This is a genomic window from Cobetia sp. PDI-23MA (assembly GCF_059507735.1).
The window spans coordinates 1,197,157-1,216,527 of the sequence record NZ_CM183352.1 but is presented as its reverse complement, the minus strand read 5'-3'; the positions used below and the strand labels follow the sequence as shown (position 1 = coordinate 1,216,527).

The 19,371-nt window shown below is 64.4% G+C and carries 16 protein-coding genes; 6 read left to right on the top strand and 10 right to left on the bottom strand.

The window, feature by feature from the left end:
* Nucleotides 1–102: 102 nt before the first annotated feature.
* From miaA to AC5WNJ_RS05180, 5 genes are all read right to left on the bottom strand, one after another.
* Entirely contained in the window at nt 103–1,086 is a 984-nt protein-coding gene (gene miaA / locus AC5WNJ_RS05200; RefSeq protein WP_495930577.1) for a tRNA (adenosine(37)-N6)-dimethylallyltransferase MiaA, read from the bottom strand.
* A 60-nt stretch (nt 1,087–1,146) separates the two neighbouring features.
* Nucleotides 1,147–3,468, bottom strand: coding sequence for a DNA mismatch repair endonuclease MutL (gene mutL, locus AC5WNJ_RS05195; protein WP_495930576.1), 2,322 nt, complete (start codon nt 3,466–3,468; stop codon nt 1,147–1,149).
* Between the two features lie 163 nt (nt 3,469–3,631).
* Entirely contained in the window at nt 3,632–5,116 is a 1,485-nt protein-coding gene (locus AC5WNJ_RS05190; protein ID WP_495930575.1) for an N-acetylmuramoyl-L-alanine amidase, read from the bottom strand.
* Between the two features lie 91 nt (nt 5,117–5,207).
* Complete coding sequence (gene tsaE / locus AC5WNJ_RS05185) at nt 5,208–5,693, bottom strand: tRNA (adenosine(37)-N6)-threonylcarbamoyltransferase complex ATPase subunit type 1 TsaE (RefSeq protein WP_043335197.1); 486 nt, start codon at nt 5,691–5,693, stop codon at nt 5,208–5,210.
* Nucleotides 5,674–7,479 (bottom strand): NAD(P)H-hydrate dehydratase, encoded by a 1,806-nt coding sequence (locus AC5WNJ_RS05180; RefSeq protein WP_495930574.1) that lies wholly within the window; start codon nt 7,477–7,479, stop codon nt 5,674–5,676. Before AC5WNJ_RS05180 ends, tsaE begins: the two co-directional genes overlap by 20 nt.
* 231 nt (nt 7,480–7,710) lie before the next feature.
* Here AC5WNJ_RS05180 and queG point away from each other — a divergent pair, with 231 nt between their 5' ends.
* Nucleotides 7,711–8,853: a tRNA epoxyqueuosine(34) reductase QueG gene (gene queG, locus AC5WNJ_RS05175; protein ID WP_495930573.1), complete on the top strand. Its 1,143-nt coding sequence runs from the start codon at nt 7,711–7,713 to the stop codon at nt 8,851–8,853.
* Nucleotides 8,854–8,898: 45 nt separating this feature from the next.
* Here queG and orn read toward each other — a convergent pair whose 3' ends face one another.
* Entirely contained in the window at nt 8,899–9,471 is a 573-nt protein-coding gene (orn, locus tag AC5WNJ_RS05170; protein ID WP_495930572.1) for an oligoribonuclease, read from the bottom strand.
* A 183-nt stretch (nt 9,472–9,654) separates the two neighbouring features.
* Between orn and rsgA the strand changes: the two genes are divergently transcribed.
* Nucleotides 9,655–10,665 (top strand): small ribosomal subunit biogenesis GTPase RsgA, encoded by a 1,011-nt coding sequence (rsgA, locus tag AC5WNJ_RS05165; protein WP_495930571.1) that lies wholly within the window; start codon nt 9,655–9,657, stop codon nt 10,663–10,665.
* A gap of 162 nt (nt 10,666–10,827) precedes the next feature.
* Here rsgA and AC5WNJ_RS05160 read toward each other — a convergent pair whose 3' ends face one another.
* On the bottom strand, nt 10,828–12,162 hold the full coding sequence (locus AC5WNJ_RS05160; RefSeq protein WP_082388884.1) for an NCS2 family permease: 1,335 nt from the start codon (nt 12,160–12,162) through the stop codon (nt 10,828–10,830).
* A 571-nt stretch (nt 12,163–12,733) separates the two neighbouring features.
* Here AC5WNJ_RS05160 and AC5WNJ_RS05155 point away from each other — a divergent pair.
* Nucleotides 12,734–13,597 carry a sulfurtransferase gene (locus AC5WNJ_RS05155; RefSeq protein WP_495930570.1) on the top strand — a complete coding sequence of 288 codons (864 nt, stop codon included), beginning with the start codon at nt 12,734–12,736 and terminating at the stop codon, nt 13,595–13,597.
* 252 nt (nt 13,598–13,849) lie between these two features.
* The gene (asd, locus tag AC5WNJ_RS05150; RefSeq protein WP_495930569.1) at nt 13,850–14,761 is read left to right on the top strand and encodes an archaetidylserine decarboxylase; all 912 of its coding nucleotides are present in this window, start codon (nt 13,850–13,852) and stop codon (nt 14,759–14,761) included.
* Between the two features lie 486 nt (nt 14,762–15,247).
* On the opposite strand, the gene epmA is transcribed toward asd, so the two are convergent.
* Both epmA and efp read right to left on the bottom strand, forming a co-directional pair.
* Nucleotides 15,248–16,303: an EF-P lysine aminoacylase EpmA gene (gene epmA / locus AC5WNJ_RS05145; RefSeq protein ID WP_495931023.1), complete on the bottom strand. Its 1,056-nt coding sequence runs from the start codon at nt 16,301–16,303 to the stop codon at nt 15,248–15,250.
* Between the two features lie 251 nt (nt 16,304–16,554).
* A complete protein-coding gene (efp, locus tag AC5WNJ_RS05140) occupies nt 16,555–17,121 on the bottom strand; it encodes an elongation factor P (RefSeq protein WP_175089738.1) in 567 nt (188 codons plus the stop codon).
* Between the two features lie 91 nt (nt 17,122–17,212).
* Between efp and epmB the strand changes: the two genes are divergently transcribed.
* Entirely contained in the window at nt 17,213–18,430 is a 1,218-nt protein-coding gene (gene epmB / locus AC5WNJ_RS05135; protein ID WP_495930568.1) for an EF-P beta-lysylation protein EpmB, read from the top strand.
* A gap of 125 nt (nt 18,431–18,555) precedes the next feature.
* Nucleotides 18,556–18,915, top strand: a complete 360-nt coding sequence (locus AC5WNJ_RS05130) for a 5-carboxymethyl-2-hydroxymuconate Delta-isomerase (protein WP_495930567.1) — start codon at nt 18,556–18,558, stop codon at nt 18,913–18,915.
* A gap of 110 nt (nt 18,916–19,025) precedes the next feature.
* On the opposite strand, the gene AC5WNJ_RS05125 is transcribed toward AC5WNJ_RS05130, so the two are convergent.
* Nucleotides 19,026–19,274, bottom strand: a complete 249-nt coding sequence (locus AC5WNJ_RS05125; RefSeq protein WP_495930566.1) for a TIGR02647 family protein — start codon at nt 19,272–19,274, stop codon at nt 19,026–19,028.
* Nucleotides 19,275–19,371: the final 97 nt, after the last annotated feature.

Below are 19,371 nucleotides of genomic sequence, written 5' to 3'. Positions count from 1 at the left end.
AAAAATGTCTCGTTCGAGGTAAGTATGGTTATGTTCGCCAGCGCTCCGGGTTGCCCTCTTGAGGGGGCTTCACGGGCGCGGGTCGTGACCGCTCATGTTACGCTAAGTGCAGGTCTGGCGCACGATTTTCAAGGTTTCACTGTAAGGATCTACACCCATGGAATCCACCGGGTGAATCCCCTGCCAGCTCCGCAGCCAGGTCAACTGTCGCTTGGCGAGTTGACGCGTCGCGATGATGCCGCGCTCACGCATCTCGTCCCGGCTCAGATGGCCATCGAGAAAATCCCACACCTGACGGTAGCCGACACAACGGATCGAGGGCAGGCCCGCATGCAGTTCCGGACGTGCCTTCAGCGCTTCGACCTCGGCAATGAAGCCCTGTTCCAACATCTGATCAAAACGCGTCTCGATACGTTCATGTAACACGGCTCTATCGTGGGGCGCCAGTGCGATCGCTATCGGCCGGAACGGAAGTTCCGCCTTCGGCTGCTCCGCGAGCAGCTCGCTCATCGGGCGCCCGCTGATCAGACAGACCTCCAGCGCGCGTGTCAGCCGCTGGGGGTCAGTGGCCCGAATGCGCTGTGCCGTGGCCGGATCAAGCCGCGCCAGCTGCGCATGCATCGCCGGCAGACCCTCGGACTGGATACGCGCCTCAAGCTCCGCGCGCAGCTCGGCATCCGCTGCCGGCAGCTCCGCCACGCCTTCCAGCAGACGCTTGAAATACATCATGGTGCCGCCGACCAGCAGCGGCATCTTGCCGCGGGACTGGATCTCGGCGATATGCGCCAGCGCATCGCGACGAAACTCGGCGGCGGAATAGCTCTCCAGCGGGTCGAGAAAGTCGATCAGGCGGTGTGGCGCTCGGGCCAGCTCTGCCGCGCTCGGCTTGGCCGTGCCGATATCCATGCCGCGATAGATCAGCGCCGAATCGACACTGACCAGCTCCGCGCCCTGCTCCTCGTGCCAGCGAATGGCGAGGTCGGTCTTGCCGGAGGCCGTCGGCCCCATCAACAACACGACAGGAGGCTTGTCAGCCACCTCAGGCGCGTGGTGTCGGGAATCTTCAGGGGGTTGAATCTGGGTCATGGCCTATTGTCTGGGCTGGGAGGTGAATCAGGGGTGAACCGCGACGACACGGGGCGTCATCTACTGGCCGCGCAGGAACAGCTTGTCGAGCTCATGCATCGAAAGCTCGGTCCAGGTCGGCCGGCCGTGATTGCATTGCCCGGAGCGCTCGGTGCGCTCCATGTCACGCAGCAGGGCATTCATTTCCGGAATCGTCAGTCGGCGGTTGGCGCGCACGCTGCCGCGACACGCCATGTCGGCGAGCAGTTCATTCATGTGCGCCTCCATGCGGTCACTGCGCCCATAGCGCTCGAGGTCTTCCAGCATGCCGCGCACCAGAGGCTCCACATCGGCATTGCCGAGCACGACCGGCACCTGACGCACCAGCAGCGTTTCCGGCCCGGCAGCGTCCAGCTCGACGCCCAGACGTGTGAACGCCTCGGACTCGCGCTCGAAGGTGCCCATCTCGCGCGCACTGACCGCCAGCGACACCGGTACCAGCAGCGGCTGGGCCTCCAGATGGCCGCCGCCGTGGACGTGCTGTTTCATGCGTTCATAGGTAATGCGCTCGTGAGCGGCATGCATGTCGACCATCACCAGCCCGCGCGAGGTCTGCGACAGGATGTAGACCCCATGCAGCTGCGCCACGGCATAGCCCAGCGGCGGGGTGTCATCGTCGTCACTCTGCGCCGGCAGACCACGCATCACCACTGCCGAATCACCTGAGACCGCACCACCTGAGACCGACGGCGCCGACATGCCAGACACGGCGTCGCTGGAAGGCGCGCCGCCGGACGCCCCCCCCACCTGAGGCGAGTCGACCTGCCAGCCGGGCGCCGCTTCTCGGACACCGGTCTGCGCATTCTCCAGCGCACTCCCCTGACGTGCGCCTTCCCCGTCATCCTCGCGGCCACCTTCGCCCAGCGTGACTCGTGGCGCACGCCGCGCCTCACGTTCGGCATTGGCGATCGCCGCCGGATCATTGGCCATGCCCGCGCCGCCTGCCCCACCGCCTGGCGTGAGCAGATGATCTTCGCTGGGGTGCAGTGCCCGATAACCGGCCATGAATTGACGCACACGCTCGGCGCTAAGGCGTTCGCTGGAGCGCCCATCACCGGCAGGCGGCAGCTGCGAGGAAGGTTTCCAGGGAGCCGCAGCGCCTGCAGGCGCGCTTGGCGAAGCCGGCGAGTCGCCCCCGGACTGCGGACCGGCCGATGAAGGTTGCTGCCCGGAGGCGATATTCTGCTGGGTATCCTGTTCCTGACGCCCGAGACGCATGCCCTGCTGCTGCCAACCGGGGTCCTCTTCCTTCTCCTGCCCCTCGATGCCGGTAGGCGCGGCGCTGTTGTCACCGGGACGCACCTCGGCCAGCGCCTTGTGCAGACTGGAGAACAGGAAGTCATGCACCAGTCGCCCGTCCCGGAAGCGCACTTCGTGCTTGGTCGGGTGAACGTTGACATCCACCACCGTCGGGTCGAGCTCCAGATAGAGCACGAACACCGGATGCCGACCATGGAACAGCACATCGCGATAGGCCTGACGCACGGCGTGCGCGACCAGTCGGTCACGCACCACGCGGCCATTGACGAAGAAGTACTGCTGATCGGCCTGGGCACGCGAATGCGTCGGCAAGCCCACCCAACCGGACAGACGCAGCCCGGAGGCCTCGATATCCAGATGCAGCGCGTGCTCGAGGAAGTTGCGCCCCAGCAGCGCACCGATGCGCCGCTCCACCGTCAGGGTGTCTTCACCGGCACGCAGCTGATGCACCACCTTCTGGTTGTGACGCAGCGTCCAGCCGATGTCGTGGCGTGACAATGCCAGCCGCCGGAAGCTTTCCTCGACATGACCGAACTCGGTCTTCTCGGTGCGCATGAACTTGCGGCGCGCCGGCGTATTGAAGAACAGATCACGCACCGCGACGCTGGTGCCACGCGGATGCGGCGCCGGGGAGACGCGCGGCGCCATCTCGCGCCCTTCCGCCACCACGCGCCAGCCGTTAGCCGGCTCATCCGAGACATTCGAGAACAGCTCCAGCCGCGAGACCGAACTGATCGAGGCCAGAGCCTCGCCCCGGAAACCGAGGCTCGCCACGCCCTCGAGATCATCCAGGCTCTCGATCTTGCTGGTCGCATGCCGTGACAGCGCCAGCGGCAGGTCTTCCTCGGTGATGCCGCTGCCGTTGTCGCGCACGCGAATCAGCCGCGCACCGCCGCCTTCCAGCTCCAGCTCGATGCGGGTGCTGCCGGCATCGATGGCGTTCTCGACCAGCTCCTTGACCACGGAAGCCGGCCGCTCCACGACCTCACCCGCCGCGATCTGGTTGGCAAGGCGTGGATTGAGGATGCGGATCCGTCGCTCGCCAGGGCGAGCGGGTTGCATGTCGGTCAGCTCGTCAGACATCGATAAACTCCTGGATACACGAGCGAAAAACGCCGCGTCTCTGAAAACGATACTGTCCGCCGACCCAGCCACGGCAAGCAACGCATGCCGGAACTGCATCAGCGGACAGTGTCTGCGCCCCGCCAACGCAAGGCGCTGTCAGGACGACTTGATGGCGTCAGGCTCAGCTGCGCGGAATCTTGAGCAGCTGGCCCACGCGCACCGTGTCGCCACTCATGTTGTTGGCCTGCTTGATGGCCGCCATGCTCACGTTGTGGCGCTGGGCCACTTCCGACAGCGTATCGCCACTCTTGACGCGATACTCACCGCCGTTGCCACCGCGTGCCTGGCTGCGCTGCCATGCCAGCAGACTTGCGGGCGGCGGATTGCGCTCGAAGTGGCTCTGGATTCCCGAGAAGATCGAGCGCGCCAGCTTTTCCTGATAGGGGCCGCTGTTGAGGTTGCGCTCTTCCTGGGGGTTGGAGATGAAGCCCGTCTCCACCAGCAGCGAGGGGATATCCGGCGACTTGAGCACCACGAAGCCCGCCTGCTCCACCTGACGCTTGTGCAGGGAATTCATGCGCCCGAGGTTGGCCAGCACGCCGCTACCCGCCGCCAGCGAATCGTTGAGCGTCGCGGTCATGGTCAGGTCGAGCAAGACGCCACGCAGCATCTCATCCTTGTCATTCAGGCTGAGATTGCCATCCACGCCCCCGATCAAGTCAGCACGGTTTTCGGTGGCGGCCAGCCAGCGTGCGGTCTCGGACGTCGCCCCGCGGCTTGAGAGCGCAAAGACCGAACTGCCGTGCGGGCGCGGGCTGTTGAAGGCATCGGCGTGAATCGAGACGAAGAAGTCCGCCTTCTGCTCACGCGCGATCTCGGTGCGCTTGCGCAGCGGAATGTAGTAATCACTGTTGCGGGTCAGGATGGCCTTGAAGCCGGGCTGGGCATCGAACATGCGCTTGAGGCGCTTGCCAATCTTGAGCACCACATCCTTCTCCCGAGTCCCGCCGGGGCCACTGGCGCCGGGGTCTTCCCCACCGTGGCCAGGGTCGATCGCGATGATGATGTCACGTTTGGGGTGTGCCGCCGCCTGGGTATTGACCACAGGTTCCACCGGCTCGCCCTTCAGCTTGCGCTTGGCCGCGGCCTGTTCCTGCTCGCGGATACGGGCTTCGATGGGATCGATGGGATTCTCGACCGCCGATTCGCCGGGGAACTCGAGATCCACCACCAGGCGATTGCCGTACTTGGCATTCGGCGCCAGCGTGAAGTCCTTGGGATTGACCGGCCGCGTCAGGTCGAGCACCACACGCAGGGCATCCCCCTGACGTCCGCTGCGGATCGACTTGATGGCGCTGCCTTCGAGATTCAGCGCGGCGAACTTGCGCTCGACCGCGGCGCTGGCCACTTCGCTACCGGCAAGGTCGATCACCAGACGGCGCGGATTGTCGAGGCCGAAGACCTTGGCCTTGGCGGCACTGTCGAGATCGAACACCAGCCGCGTGTGGTCCGGTGCGGTCCACAGGCGCAGGTTCTCGACCTTGGCGGCCAGCGCCTGCGGCGCCAGCACCAGACTGGCAAGCGAGCAGACGACGCCACCCGCCAGCCAGCGACGGAAGCTGCGCGCCAGACGCATACGGGGGATTTTGGACGCTATTTCAGGCATCAGACAGGATGACCCAGACAGAAAGAACATGAATGAAGTTAACGAATGACCAGACACTTCGCCGCCAAGCATCGCAAGCGGATCGGCGTCATCATGCCTGAGAGGTTCGGCGCTCGGCCAGTGTTGCCAACCAACCCTCACCTCGCGGTGTCAGGGCAGTCAATTCGGCCTCACGTCCTTCGTCGGCGACGAACAGCGTGATGCGCAGATCCGGCGTGGGCAGAAAGCCCTGACCACAGCTCGGCCACTCGATCAGCGCCAGGCTGTCGGCGGCGAGCAGATCGCGCCCCCCGATGAACTCGAGCTCTTCAGGGTCGGCGAGGCGGTAGAGATCGAAGTGGTTGATGTGCCACTCACCACCCTCGGCCCGTGGCAGCACGTAGGGCTCCACCAGGGTGTAGGTCGGGCTCTTGACCGCGCCCTGGTGGCCATAGGCGCGCAGCACGCCACGGGTCAGGGTCGTCTTGCCCGCCCCCAGCTCGCCCTCCAGGAACACCAGCCCGCGGCCGGCAAGGATATTTCCCAATTGAGTGCCGAAGGCAACCTGGGCGTTTTCATCAGACAGAAGTATGCGCATCTCGGGCCCGTGGATTGAGCAATAAATGCATATAGGATGCCAGATCACCTGCAAGCAGGCCACGTTCACCACGCTCCTGTACCGCCTGATCGGCCGCCAGGGCATGCACCAGCACCCCAAGCCGTGCCGCCTGCGCCATGGCACGCGTGACTCGCCGGGCCTGCACCGCCTCATCCCGGGTGGAACGCGGCTGGCGTGCATCAAAGCCGCCGTTGAGTGCCTGCGCCGCCAGACCCGCGATGATGCCCCCCAGCACATCGCCCATGCCGCCACTGGCCATGCCCGGGTTGCCGTAGGGGCAGAGCGCCACCGCCGGCCCCTCGAGCACTCCCGCAGGGCTCGCCACCAGACTGCCCGCGCCCTTGAGCACAACGCTGCCGCCGAAACGCTGCTGAAGCGCTCTTGCGGCTGCGATCCGATCATGTTCGACGTCCGCCACACTGCAATCGAGCAAGCGCGCGGCCTCGCCGGGATGCGGCGTCAACACCCAGTCATCGCGGTGAATGATATCGCCTTCGCTAGCGCGCCAGGCCAGCAGGCTCAGCCCATCGGCATCCACGACCAGTGGCTGACCCGCCGCCAGCACCCGCGACATGCCGCCCCAGCCCCACAGCATGCTCTCGAGACTCTCGGTGCCCATGCCGGGTCCAACCAGCGTTACGCTGGCCTGTGCCAGCTGTGATTCCAGCACGGCGAAGCCATCGTGGCTGCTGCCCTCCGGGCCACTCTTGAGACCGCGCGCCATGACCTCTGGGCAGCGCGTCAGGCTGGCGCTGATATGCGCGGGCGCCGTCAGCAGCGCGACCTTGCCGGCACCGGCACGCGCCGCTGCCTCGCTGGCCAGCAGCACCGAGCCACCCAGCCCGGGCCCGCCACCGAAGACCAGCACGCTGCCGGCATCCCCCTTGTGGGCCAGCGGCGAGCGCGGCACCAGCTCGGACTCCAGCCAGCGTGACGTCAGGCGCTGCACACCGTCCTGTGCCAGCCATGCCGCGGTGCGCGACTGCGCGACCACCTCCGGCAACACGCGCGCCGCACCCAGGCGCGCCAGGCTGACATGCCCGGTATGCAGCTCGGCGCGTCCGGTGTGCAGGCCCGGCTTGTCGACCAGAAATGTCAGCGTCACATCCGCTTCCACGGCGACACCGGCGACCGCGCCCGTCGCGGCGTTCAAGCCTGAGGGCACATCCAGCGCCATGACATGCACGCCCTGCCGATGAGCGTGATTGATGCGCTCGATGGCTTCAACCACGCTGCCGCGCGGTGCATCGCGCAGGCCGATGCCGGTCAGCGCATCCACCAGCAAGGGCCAGCCCTTGAGCAGCGCATCCGCCGCGGCCTCGTCGCCCGCGGGCCATGCCAGCGTCTCGACGCCAGCCTCGCGCGCCGCAATCGCGGCCAGCTGCGCATCACCGGTCAAGGCATCCTCCGGCGTCAAGGCGATTACTCGCACCTCGAAGCCCGCCAGCAATGCCAGGCGCGCCAGCAGATAGCCATCGCCGCCATTGTTGCCGCCGCCACACAGCACGCACAGCCTGCGCGTCTCCGGCCAACGCTGACGCAGCAGGTCGAACGCCGATTGCGCGGCGCGCCCCATCAGGCGCTTCTCCACCGGCGCCTCGCTCTGGCCACTGTCAGCGGCGACGGTCTCCTCCGCGAGCATCCAATGCTCCAGATCGCGCAGCGCCGCCAACGGCCACAGGCAGTTGACCGAACGCCACAGTGTCATGGTCGCCGAAGATGCCGGCGGGCAGGTCTGCTCAGAGGTCGATTCGTGCGCTGCCATGCCTACACTCCTTGTCTGGGTATTCGTTGCCTGGCTGGATGTTCGTTGCCTGCCTGGACGCTCATTGCCTGCCTGGATGTGCGTTGCCTGTCGTGAGGCATGCCGTTGCATGCCGCCTTCCTTTCTACCACCTTTACCTGCCGTGCACGCCCCGACAGGCAGCACGCTTGGGCTGACCGGCAAGTTGCGCTAAGGTGGCGCGCCTCTGCCCTTGATCTCGCTGGAAACCCCATGTCTGCTCCGCACTCACCCACCGCCGCTTCACCTGCCGACACCCGGAGCCCCGCCGCCGATGAACAGGCCATGGCGGAGCTGGCGACGCGCATCAAGACATGGGGGCGCGAGCTGGGTTTTCAGCAGGTCGGCATCACCGATGTCGACCTCTCGGCCCACGAGGCCTATCTGGAGCGCTGGCTGGCCAACGGCCATCACGGCGAGATGAACTTCATGGCCAAGCACGGCACCAAGCGCACTCGCCCTGAGGAGCTGGTACCCGGGACACTGCGCGTGATCAGCGTGCGCCTCGATTACCTGCCGCCTGAGGTCGAGACCACTCAGGTACTCAGCCAACCCGAGCGCGCCTATGTGTCACGCTACGCGCTGGGGCGTGATTACCACAAGCTGATGCGCAAGCGACTGGCCAATCTGGCCAAGCAGATCGAGAAGGAAGTCGGCAAGTTCGGCTATCGCGCCTTCGTCGACTCCGCGCCGGTGATGGAGCGCGCCCTGGCACAGAAGGCCGGCATCGGCTGGTTCGGCAAGAACGCCATGCTGATGAATCAGCAGGCCGGCTGCCTGTTCTTCCTGGGCGAACTCTACACCGACCTGCCCCTGCCGGTGGATGCCCCTTTTGAAAAGGAACACTGCGGCAGCTGCAACGCCTGCAAGGTCGCCTGCCCGACGGATGCCATCATCGAGGACAAGGTCGTCGATGCGCGGCGCTGCATCTCCTACCTGACCATCGAGCTCGATGGCGCCATCCCCGAGGAATTCCGCCGCCCGATGGGCAACCGCATCTACGGCTGCGATGACTGTCAGCTGTTCTGCCCCTTCACACGCTTCGCCAAGGCGACTCAGGAGACTGACTTCTCGCCGCGTCATGATCTGGATCGCATCGAGCTGATCCGCCTGTTCTGCTGGGGGAAGCAGGAATTCCTCAGCAAGACGGAAGGCAGCCCGATCCGACGCATCGGCTACGAGAAGTGGCTCTCCAACATCGCCATCGGGCTGGGCAACGCGCCCTGGTCGGAGCAGGTCGAGCATGTGCTGCGCGCCCGTCTGGCCTACCCCAGCGAGCCACTGCGCGAGCATGTGCGCTGGGCGCTGAAGGAGCAGGCCATCAAGCGCGGCGCCCGCCTGGCCACCGCGCTGTGAGAGGCGTTGCCTCCAGCGCTATCGCTTTCAGTTGAGGCACGATGTTCAGACGATGCCCTGCTGGGTCAGCTTGAGGAAGGTCTTGCGGTAATGCGCAAGCTCCGCCAGTGATTCGCGGATATCGTCCATCGCCTGGTGAGTCGCACGCTTCTTGAAGCCGTCGAGCGCGGCCGGATTCCAGCGCTTGGCCAGCTCTTTCAGGGTCGAGACATCGATGTTGCGGTAGTGGAAGAATGCTTCCAGCAGCGGCATCTCGTGCTGCAGGAAGCGGCGGTCCTGATGCACGCTGTTGCCGCACATCGGCGAGGCGCCTGCCGCCACGTGCCGGGCCAGGAACTCGAGCGTCTGACGTTCGGCCTCGGCGGTATCCATCTGACTTTCCTTGACGCGCTTCACCAGCCCGGACTCGCCATGAGTGCGCGTATTCCACTCATCCATCGCCTCCAGCAGGCTGTCCGGTTGATGCACGGCTAGCACCGGGCCTTCGGCGATCAGGTTGAGGTCGCCGTCGGTGACCAGCGTGGCCACCTCGATGATACGCTCACGCGCCGGGTCGAGACCGGTCATTTCCAGGTCGATCCAGATGAGGCGGTCGGCCTGCTCGGTGGGGTTTGCCATGGGTCACTCCTTGCTGAACAGATGATGGAATGGCGCAAGACGCCAGCCAGTGGCCGCAGTATCACACGCCATCCCGGGGCGTCGCACGACACCCGAGGGCGCAAAGGGTACAATCGCGCCGCAGACGGGGGAAGACTCTCCCATCCCTGGCGAACGAACGGCGACCGGAGTCTCCAGCCAAGCATGAGTAAACGCAAGCTAAGCCGCCAGCAGCAATGGCGAATCGAGAAGGTGCAGGCCGAGCGTACCAAGCGTGCCCAGAAGCGCGAGACGCAGGACCGCGACAAGCTCGACGCCGGCGAATATGGCCCGGAGCAGCATGGCCGTGTCATCGCCCACTACGGGCGCAGCCTGGAAGTCGAGAGCGAGTCCGGCAGCCTGCACCGCTGCCACCTGCGCGCCAACCTCGAGACGCTGGTCACCGGTGACCGGGTCATCTGGCGCGAAGCCAGCGATGCCAGCGGCGTCGTCGTCGCGCGTGGCGCACGCACCACCGAGCTTGAACGCCCCGACATGCGCGGCGTGCTCAAGCCGGTGGCGGCCAACATCGACCAGATCCTGATCGTGTTCGCCGCCGAACCCGCCCCGCAGCCCAACCTGATCGATCGCTATCTGATCGCCGCGGAAGCCACCGGCATCACGCCGGTGCTGGTGCTCAACAAGGTCGACCTGCTGCCGGAAAGCGGCGGTGAGCTGCGCGACCTGCTGGCGCGCTATGAGGCACTCGGCTACGAAGTCGTCGCCTGTACCACGCGTGGCGAATCGGGGCTCGATGCCCTCAAGGCCCAGCTCAGCGACCGCACCTCAGTCTTCGTCGGCCAGAGTGGCGTCGGCAAGTCGTCCCTGATCGGCATGCTGCTGCCCAGGGAAGAGGTTCGCGTCGGCCCGCTGTCGACCGAATCACGTCAGGGCACGCACACCACCACCACCGCCTGGCTCTATCACATGCCGGATGGCGGTGACCTGATCGACTCGCCCGGTATCCGTGAATTCGGCCTGGTGCACCTGACTCCCGAGCAGGTCACCGACGGCTTCCGCGAGTTCCACGATTATCTCGGCTATTGCCGCTTCCGCGACTGCAAGCACGAGAAGGAACCGGGCTGCGCCCTGCTGCAGGCCGTGGACAATGGTGAGATCGGCCGCGTGCGCTTCGAGAGCTACAAGAAGATTCTGCTCTCGCTGACCGAGAGCTGATCAGGCGCGATCCAGAAGTCGTCAAAAAAGCCCCGCCAGGCAGTCACTGCCTGGCGGGGCTTTTTCATGCTCGACACTCTCGGGATGCATCACATCATCGAGACACATCACATCATCGAGATACATCACAGCCTCGAGACATATCACTGCCGCTTTCGAAGCCTAGCCTTCCAGCAACAGCAGCAGTGACAGCGCGAACAGCACCCACATGGTCGGGCGAATCTCGCGCGCCTTGCCAACGCCGAGCTTGATGACCACGAAGCTCAGGAAGCCGAACACGATACCGTGGGTGATGGAGTAGGTCAGCGGAATCATCACCATGGCGATGAAGGCCGGAATCGCATCATCGAACTGGTGCCAGTGGATCTTGCCGATCGGCTCCATCATGAACACGCCGACCAGAATCAGCGCCGGGGCAGTCGCGATGGACGGCACCAGCGACAGCAGCGGCGCCAGGAACAGGAACGGCAGGAAGCAGAGCGCCACCACCACCGCGACCAGCCCTGTGCGTCCGCCCTGACTGATACCGGCCGCCGATTCAATGTAGGCGTTCGCCGGACTGGTGCCGAGTGGCGCGGACACCAGCGCCGAGAAGGCATCGACCATCATCGAGCGCCGGATATTACGCGGGTCACCATTCTCGTCCTTCAGGTTGCCCGCCTCGGCCACCGCCATGAAAGTCGAGAGCGCATCGAAGAACACCGTGAACAGGATGACGAAGATGAACGGCGCATAGGCCACCTTGAGCGAACCGAGCAGGTCCAGCGCCAGCAGGCCACTGAAATCAGGCGCGGCGAAGATACCGGTGAAGTTGACCAGCGTCGGTTGGGCGATCTCCGGCGGGAAGTAGGCGCTGCCATCCCCCCACAGACGCCCGATGGTGGTCGCCATCAGGGTCGTGACGATGATGCCGATGATCAGTGCGCCGTGAATGCGCTTCGCGACCAGAATGGCAGTCAGCGCCAACCCCAGCAGGAAGACCACCAGCGAGGGCGTCATCGGCGCGACACTGACCACGGTGACCGGATTGGAGACGATCAGCTTGGCATTCACCAGGCCGATCAAGGTGATGAACAGGCCGATACCACAGGCGATGGCGTAGCGGAGCTGAGCGGGAATCGCATCGATCACCAGGCGGCGAACGTTGAACATGGCCAGTACCGCGAAGATGACGCCGGCCCAGAACACGCAGCCCAGCGCGACCTCCCAGCTCATGCCGCCGCCCAGCACCATGGTGTAGGCGAACAGGGCATTGATGCCCATGCCCGGCGCGACCAGGATCGGGTTGCGCGCGTACAGGCCCATCATCAGGCTGCCGAAGAAGCTGACCAGCACGGTCGCCGTGAGGGCCGCACTGAATGGCACGCCGGCGGCTGACAGGATGCCGGGATTGACCACGATGATGTACATCGACGCCATGAAGGTGGCGATGCCCGCCAGCACTTCCGTGCGCGTCGTGGTGCCTTCGGCACGCAGTGAGAATAGGCGCTCGAGCAAGATGATGACTCCCGTTCAGGATGAAGCGATTGAGTAGCAGCTCAGCATCGACGGGGCGCCGACACGCTGCACCAAAATGACACACATTGAGCGCCAGCACCGCACCCGAAAAGTGCAGCAGCGCCACTGGTGACAGACAGTGTATTGCCTGAGGCCGCGAAGAGGATGCCTCGAGGGCCAATGTTGCATTCGCCACAGGGCGCTGGGCTGAAACACGCGCTTCTTTCGACAAGACCGACTGGATCTACTGGCTGCTGGGGCTACTGGCTGGCCTCGCCAGCTGACCAGAACCCCGTCCTTGAAACTGGCCGGAATCCGGAAGGCTGTCCAGGAGGTCAGGTCGTGGCGCGCACTGGGCTTTCACACGTTCGCCCCAGAATGTGACGCGCGGCATTATACTGAAAACATGTCGTTTCAGGGGACAAGATGGCAAGGAATCTGGCGCGGTGACACTTCGCCTCGCCGCAGTGCCTTGATTGCATCTCTTGATCACAGTGACTTGACCACAGCGCCAGCCGACGTGCCATGATGCCGGAAGGACCATTCTCTTCGTAGAAGCAAGGATTACGCCATGTCTCACGATTCTTCACATCCTTCCCCCTCGGAAGCCGACCTGCTGCCCTTGATCGTCGAACCGCAGCAGCTCGCGGAAATGCTCGACCATCCTGATATCGTGATCGTCGATGTGCCGCTGAAAGCCGAGAGCCATGCGCGTCACGTGCCCGGCGCTCGCCTGCTCGACTTCAAGCAGCTGGTCGGCAGCAATGACGATGACATTCCCGGCGTGCCGAGCCCCGAGGCGCTGTCTGAGGTGATGTCAGCCCTTGGCATCACCCGTGACAGCCATGTGGTGGCCTATGACGATGAAGGAGGCGGCTGGGCCGGACGCCTGCTGTGGACCCTGGCGCTGCTCGGTCATACCCGCTACAGCTACCTCAATGGTGGCCTGCACGCATGGCAAGGTGATGGCCTGCCGCTGAGTGACACCGCCAGCGACTGGAGCTCCAGCGAGTATCACGCCGCCTACATGGACGCCAGCGTGATGGCGACGCGGGAGGACATTCTCGATCGGCTGGCGGCCGAGGATCCGCAGAACAGCGTCGTGATCTGGGATGCACGCTCGGCGGAGGAATATCGCGGCGAGAAGGGCCAGAACGCCCGCCTCGGCCATATTCCGGGCGCCGTGCATTTCGAGTGGACCGAGGCCATGGACCGTGAGCGCAACCTGCGCATCCGCGACTATGCGGAGCTGATGACCGAACTGGGCGCTCGCGGCCTCAACCCCGAACAGCACATCGTGACACACTGCCAGAGCCATCACCGCTCCGGCCTGACCTGGCTGGTGGGTCAGGCGCTTGGCTTCAGCGATGTGCGCGCCTATCCGGGCTCCTGGAAGGAATGGGGCAACCGTGACGATACGCCCATCGAGCGCTGAAGGCGCTCGATCGCAGACTGGAATGCCCCTTTCGATCGCCAGCACGCCAAGGCAGGCCATGTCGGGATGACGCGCATGGCCTGCCTGGCAACTGTCGCCAGGCCCACGACTGCGGCGATCCGCAGGCTTGAGCCGTTATTGACGATGGGCTAAGGTGCAGCCCAACTGCTGGCCGCCGCTTGAGCCGGCCAACGCCCGCCCTCTCGAGGAGCGGGCTTTTCATTCCTGAAAGAGCCTGCAAGGATCGCCATCGTGGATCGCGCCAAGCTGTTTTCCCTGAGCCAGTACCCACTGCCCCAGCACCTGATCTCACGCCTCATCGGCCGTGTCGCCGCCTGCACCAATCCGTGGGTCAAGAACACCTTCATCGAGCGTTTCATCAAGGCCTACGGCGTCAACATGAACGAGGCGCTCGAGGAGAATCCGCGTGCCTACGCCTGCTTCAATGACTTCTTCACCCGTGCCCTCAAGGCGGACGCCCGCCCCATCGGTGAAGGCCTGGTGTCACCGGCCGATGGCGTACTGTCCCAGTTCGGCAACATCGACCACGGCACCCTGGTACAGGCCAAGGGTCAGGCGTTCTCGCTGACCCAGCTGCTGGGTGGCAGTGAAGCGCGTGCCGCGCCCTTCCGCAACGGTCGCTTCGCCACCGTCTACCTGTCACCGAAGGACTACCATCGCGTCCATATGCCGGTGGCCGGGCGTCTGATCGAGATGGCCTACGTTCCGGGGCGCCTGTTCTCGGTCAACGAAGCCACTGCCAAGCACGTACCGGGCCTCTTCGCGCGCAACGAACGCCTGGTCTGCATCTTCGAGACCGAGCATGGCCCGATGGCCATGGTGCTGGTGGGCGCGATGATCGTCGCGGCGATCAAGACCGTCTGGAGTGGTCAGATCACGCCGCTTTCCGGTGATGTCGAGACGACCCGTTTCGATCAACTCATCGAGCTGGCGCGCGGCGCCGAGATGGGTCGCTTCCAGCTCGGTTCCACCGTGGTGATGTGCTTCCCGGACAGCGTCGAGTTCGATGACGCCCTGACGCCGGGCCAGAAGGTCAGCATGGGACAGTCACTCGGCATGCGTCCGTCTGCGACAGCACCAGCCGAGTCAGAAGAGCATGCGGCAGAGACGGCGCAGGGCACGCCGACCACAGACGAGAAATAAGGTCAGGCCTGGCGCAGCGCGAGCACGACACTCGCGCATAAAGCCTGCACATGAAACCCGAGCATAAAAAAAGGGAAGCCCCTGGCTTCCCTTTTTAACGACAGGAGCCTGACCGCGCTCCTCGCCTTCTTGCCTTGCCCCGCGATGAACGCTGCCATCGGGGTGATCACTACCTTCAGTGCCCAAACAGATCAGAGTCCTCCATGACGGGCGTCACGCTCTCACGACGCGACTGCCGGATGATGCCTCGAAGGCTCCGAGGGTTCGAGTCATCATCTGTCGCCTTCTTTCACCATGCCCGATAAAAGAAGACCCGCTGCGACCATTGCCCTGGTCCTGCCATCACCTTGCCTGCGGGCTTCGCCGGCAAGCGCCAACCCTCCACGCTGACTTCTCCAGTCTAGTCGACACACGCTTGGCAAGCGTTTTGGCAATAAACGCTGGGATTCACGCAATTCACATCGAAGTTGCCTCTCATGTCGGCTCTCAAGCACGTGATGCCGGGAAAGCGATGACCGCCGAGATATCGCGCTCTCCCAGCGCCAGCATGATCAGACGATCCAGCCCCAACGCCACCCCGCTCCCCGTGGGCATTCCCGCCTGCAGGGCCGCCACCAGGCGCTGGTCCGCCGCTACCTCAGGCAGGCCCCGGGCAATTCGCGCGGCATTGTCTTCGGCAAAGCGCACCGCCTGCTCACTGGCATCAGTCAGCTCGTCATAGCCGTTGGCCAGCTCGATGCCCGCCACGTAGGCCTCGAAGCGCGATGCCACCCAATCACCCTCACTGTCCTGGTGCTTGCGCGCCAAGGCAGCCTGCGCAGCCGGATACTCGGTGACCAGCTCCACGATAGCTTGTCCCTGCGCTTCTGCGCCCTGTGACCCTGAGCCAAGAGTCGGCTCGATCACCAGGCTCATCAGCGCATCCAGGCAGGTCTCATGCGACCAGTCATCAGCCGCGACCTCACATTCGCGCGCACAGGCGGCTCGCAGCTCCTCGAGCGTGGCCGTGAAGGGGTCCAGCGACAGCACACGGCGAAACAGTGCACGGTAAGGCGTGATAGCAGGCCTGGCCTGGGCATCCTGAGACTCACTGAGCAGCGACGGCTGGCCGGTCAGCTGTGCCCCGAGCGTCATCACGCGCCGGATCAGCTCGCAGGTCTCCGTCATCAGCGCCTCAAGGTCCATGCCGGGGCGGTACCACTCCAGCATGCAGAACTCGGGATTATGGCGACGGCTGACCTCACCATCACGGAAGGCACGCGCGATCTGGAAGATCGGTCCACTACCGGCCGCCAGCAGGCGCTTCATGTGAAACTCCGGCGAGGTCTGCAGCCACAGCGGCACGCGCTCACGCTCACCCGGCAGCTGCGCGGTCAAGGACAATGACGCGAGACCGACATCCGTCGAACCGGCCCGCCCCAGCACCGGCGTTTCCACCTCCAGCACTTCACGCTCGGCGAAGAAGGTGCGCACCTCGCTGATCAGACGCGCACGCTGGACGAGTCGCTCGCGCGTGGCAGTGGGCGCCCAGTCCTCTGCCAGGGCAGCGCCTGGCGCGGCAGCGGCTGAGAGAGGTGAAGCAGCGGCGGAAGAATCGGCATCAGACATGGGAAGCTCGAGGGAGGGATCAGCAGAAGACGTTGGCCAACCGGGAGGGCTGATCGACACGATCACCCTGCACGACTGACCAGCACGAATGAGGAGCACGAAAGAGAAGCACGAATGAGCAGCACAAACGATGATGCCTCGCACGAGGCGAGGCATCAGGGTGTTCACGACGTGAGCGAAAGGGCTCAGGCGCGAGACACGTACTCGGCGCTGCGGGTATCAACCTTGAGGACTTCGCCCTGGTTGATGAACAGCGGCACACGCACCACGGCACCGGAAGACAGGGTCGCCGGCTTGGAGCCACCGTTGGCGGTGTCGCCCTTGAGGCCCGGGTCCGTCTCGACGACTTCCAGTTCGATGAAGTTCGGCGGCGTCACGGCAATCGCGTTGTCGTTCCACAACGTGATGGTGTAGACGACCTGCTCCTTCAGCCACTTGACGTTGTCGCCCAGCGCCTTGCCATCGACAGCGTACTGCTCGAAGGAGCCATCGGTACGCATGAAGTGCCACATCTCACCGTCGGTGTAGAGGTATTCCATGTCGACTTCCATGACATCGGCGGCTTCGATGCTCTCGCCGGACTTGAAAGTACGCTCCCATACACGACCGGTCTTCAGGTTGCGCAGCTTGACGCGGTTGAAGGCCTGCCCCTTGCCCGGCTTGACCAGTTCGTTATCGACGATGGCACAGGGATCATTGTCCAGCATCACTTTCAGACCGGACTTGAATTCGTTGGTAGAATAGTTGGCCATCTTGCTCGCTCTCGACTCGTTAACGGGTCTTGCCCGCCATGAATTCCAGATTGCAGTCAATCGGCTGCAATCATGACTAGAAGTGATGCGCATGATAACCCGAACCCCTGCATCCTTGCATACCATCCCGCACAACAGCCACGAAAGTCGTGCCTCAGAGGCCTTCTCGACTGCCGCTGAACCCCCGTCTTCCCCGAATGACTGGCGTGCACAGCTACGCGACGTGATCCGCTCTCCACAGGCTCTGCTGGAGCGCTTGGGGCTGGAGCGCGAGTGGCTGCCGGGCGCTCGCGACGGCCATGAGCTGTTCTCGATCCGCGTGCCCGAGGCCTATGCCAGCCGCATCCGCGCCAATGACCCCGACGACCCGCTGCTGCGCCAGGTGCTGCCGCTGGACGCCGAGACCGACGTGCTCGACGGCTACGTCACCGATCCGCTGGAAGAGGCCGAACATACACCGCTGCCGGGGCTGATCCACAAATACACCAATCGGGTGCTGCTGATGGCCAGCGGTGGCTGCGCGATCAACTGCCGCTACTGCTTCCGCCGTCACTTCCCCTATGACGACCATCAGCCCAGCCGCGCGCAATGGCAGGATATCCTCGACTACCTGCGCGCCGACGAGCGCATCCACGAGGTGATCCTGTCCGGCGGCGACCCGCTGGTCTCGCCCGACAAGCGCCTGGCATGGCTGGTGGAGTCGCTGGGCGAGATTCCACATCTCAAGCGTCTGCGCATCCACACACGCCTGCCGGTGGTGATTCCGGACCGCGTCAATGACGAGCTGCTCGGCTGGCTGGGCACCACACGCCTGCAGAAGGTGCTGGTCATTCACACCAACCATGCCAACGAGCTGGACGATGCCGTCGCTGCCGCCATGACTCGCCTCAAGAGCGCCGGCGTCACCCTGCTCAACCAGGGCGTCATCCTGCGCGGCGTCAATGACAGCGTGGAAGTGCAGACAGCCCTCGCCGAGCGTCTCTTCGAGTGCGGCGTACTGCCCTACTACCTGCATGCCTTCGACCCCGTGCAGGGCGCCGCCCACTTCGCGGTCAGCGATGACGAGGCCCGCAACCTGATGGAAGCGCTGCTTGAGCACCTGCCCGGCTTCCTGATGCCGCGCCTGGTACGTGAAGTGCCCGGCCGACGCTCCAAGACACCTCTGTCCAAGCCCACGTTGTCCAAGCCCACGATGTCCAAGACACATCCGGGAGTCGACGCCGCCACTGGCCCTTCGGCGTCTTACCCTGCGGGCGACGAGCGCGAGCCATCTTCGCTCAACCTGACGGGTATCATCGCCAGCGCGTGAATGGCGCACTGGCAGCGTGAGGCAACAACAGGCGGCGTGCTGCACAAAATTTGCTACTATCGCTGGCCAATTTCATCATCGGCACACGCCCCGAGAGGCGTGGCCATGCTCAAGGAGCCCATCCCATGCCTCATCTCGTCATTGATTATGCCGACAGTCTGGCCCCCAGCCTCGACATGGACTCGATCATGGATGACCTGCATGCCGCTGCCATGCAAAGTGGCCTGTTCAAGGAAACCGACATCAAGGTGCGCGCGGAAAGCTGGCGACACTGGCGTCTGGCCGGCAATCAGGCACCGCTGGCGCACAAGCACGGCTTCGTCAATCTGCACTGCCATCAGCTGGAAGGCCGCAGCGATGACGACAAGTCACGTCTGGCGGATATCCTGATGGAAGCCCTCAAACCTCACTGCGAGGCAGCCCGCGAAGTCAGCGTGGAGATCGTCGAGATCACCCGGGCGACCTATCGCAAGCACAAGGCCTGAGCGCACGGATACCTCACTGCTCCTGAGGCCACATACGAAAACGCCCCGTGGCCGAAAGCCACGGGGCGTTTTTCCTTCTCGCGATCAGCGATTCAAGCCAACGGGCGAACTCAGGTGCCCGTCATGGCCATCGGGATGTGAAGCAGGTCATTGAGACGATGGGCGTGCTCGGCGGCCTCACGGCCCACCGAGGTCAGATAGCCGCCATCCGGCAGCGTGGTCAATCCCTTGGCATGCAGACGCTCGGCGGCGGCCACCATGTCGGGGCTGGCATCGTGGCGAATCTTCAAGCCCTTGAGAGCGGCATCGTGCGGAAACAGGCACAGCAGGTGCAGTTCATCGTCATAGGGTGACGGCATGGGCAAACTCCTGACGGCGTGGCGAGTGGCGTTTCAGTATGGCGTCAACTGACGAGCGACGAGTCGTCGGCGCTTCACCTCCAGTCTAGCCCCAACA